The organism is Pseudomonas sp. IT-P2 (genome assembly GCF_949767575.1).
Lineage (GTDB): Bacteria > Pseudomonadota > Gammaproteobacteria > Pseudomonadales > Pseudomonadaceae > Aquipseudomonas > Aquipseudomonas pharyngis.
This window is the reverse complement of the sequence record NZ_CATKQA010000023.1, coordinates 1-1737: the sequence shown is the minus strand read 5'-3', so window position 1 is coordinate 1737 and position 1737 is coordinate 1. Positions and strand designations below refer to the sequence as shown.

Sequence of the window (1737 nt, the reverse complement as noted above, 5' to 3'; positions counted from 1 at the left end):
CGGTGTGCCTGACTATCTGGGCGGGATGCATGCGTTGCTGCTGAACGAGTCTGCGACGTTGTTTCGGCGGCGCTACTTCAATAACGGCGCGCATGCGGGGTTTGTGTTTTACACCAACGACCCGAACCTGTCCGAAGAGGACGAGAAGGCCTTGCAGGCCAAGATCGCCGGCAGCAAGGGGGTGGGAAATTTCCGCTCGCTGTTTGTGAACATACCCGGTGGCAGTGATAAGGCGATTCAGATCATCCCCGTGGGAGACATTGCGACGAAGGACGAATTTGAGCGAATCAAGAACATTACCCGAAATGACGTGATTGCGGCGTGGCGTATGAATCCGGCGCTGGCGGGGGTCATGCCGGAAAATGCGGCAGGCTTTGGAGATATCGAGAAGATAGACCGGGTGTATATGAATAACGAAATTAGGCCAATTATGCAGTTATTTTTGCAGGTGAATTGCCAGCTAAGAACGGATCGTAAGGTGTAATGGAGTACCTAGAAAATGATGTTTTTTGTGAGATGTTACTAGTGTGATTGTTTTAATAGCAAAGCGGTATAAGTGACTGTCATTTCTGACAGGTGCTGAGCCTGAGCGTAAGGTTTAGCATCAAATTGCGCTATATAAAAACTTTCACTCTATTCCGTGGATGAAAGTATTTCACAAAGTAATAATTTAAGGAGAAATGTGATGGCTAGTAGAAGTTCTGGAAAGGTTACATTTGTTCCGAACCTAAGTACAGCCGGTGTCGGCTCGATTAGGCCAAATGAGCCAGGTGCTGATTCATGTAAGTTTACAGATGCGGACGTAGTTTATGGCGGTCCGTTGGTAAACGGGCAAGCTGTTTTTTTTGAAATAGAGGGAACTGCTTACGATAGGAAAGCTAGAAATATTAGAACTGATAGTTAGGCAGTGCGGTATTGGCTGGTTTGCCTGATTTGCACAAGCTAGATCCATTGTCGCCACAAGTAGTGGTACGAGTTTAATTTCTATGTGGGAGTTTTGTTATGTCAAGCACAATAGTGAATGATATTCCTGAAGGCCTTAGTGATGACGAATTCCGCAATATGGTTTCTAAAGAACCCGGAGTGCGTATTATTGGTGTTGCGCGAGGGGCTGATAGGTCACAAGCCACTATTACATGGGAATATCAAGAAAGCAGGAAACTGACTCCACAGAATACTCCGCAGGGTATTTTTGTTGGGTCTAAACAGGAGGTTGATTTTCAGTCTCTTAAAGAAGCGCTTCGTTTATTGTCTTAAGTCGGAGGCGGTATATAGACCTTTGGGTCTGCGCGTTAGTTTCTGATGTTTGTCACATATATTGAATGGTGGGTTCTGGTTGAGTTGGGTAAGATAAGCGGTTTTTATCATTCTGAGAACCCGTTATGCGCGTGGTCTGTAAATTTTGTTGTCAGAAGGGTCGCATAGTTTCAAGAGATGAGTTGTCAACAGATTTTGTGCGATTGTACTGTCAGTGTAGTTCTGTGCAATGTGGTCATACTTGGGTGGCTCACCTGACCTTTTCCCACACGCTCAGCCCTTGCGCACAGGCGGTTGATCGATTGTTGTTTGATCGCTTGCGTTCTATGCCTCGTTTTCAACAGCGCGACCTGTTCGATCAATTATGTGCGTTGCAGTAGAGGGCGAGAGTGAACCCTCGCCCTATTGGATTGTTACTCTGTGGGGACTAGTTGATCCAGCACTTGATTCACCGCCAGCTCCGACAGCATCACGATTTGT

3 protein-coding genes are annotated in these 1737 nt (G+C 46.4%); all 3 read left to right on the top strand.

Translation table 11 applies throughout. The features are described from left to right. A partial coding sequence (locus ACM6JM_RS15985; protein WP_414882202.1) for a phage portal protein occupies positions 1-484 on the top strand: 484 nt, incomplete at its 5' end. 518 nt (positions 485-1002) lie between these two features. Then, complete coding sequence (locus ACM6JM_RS15980; RefSeq protein ID WP_414882201.1) at positions 1003-1257, top strand: hypothetical protein; 255 nt, start codon at positions 1003-1005, stop codon at positions 1255-1257. Between the two features lie 125 nt (positions 1258-1382). Next, positions 1383-1637: an ogr/Delta-like zinc finger family protein gene (locus ACM6JM_RS15975; RefSeq protein WP_103385586.1), complete on the top strand. Its 255-nt coding sequence runs from the start codon at positions 1383-1385 to the stop codon at positions 1635-1637. Positions 1638-1737: the final 100 nt, after the last annotated feature.

Bases quoted from the DNA above. Each gene is read 5' to 3' on its own strand.
- ACM6JM_RS15980 (WP_414882201.1), top strand. From the start codon at position 1,003: ATGTCAAGCACAATAGTGAATGATATTCCTGAAGGCCTTAGTGATGAC.
- ACM6JM_RS15975 (WP_103385586.1), top strand. From the start codon at position 1,383: ATGCGCGTGGTCTGTAAATTTTGTTGTCAGAAGGGTCGCATAGTTTCA.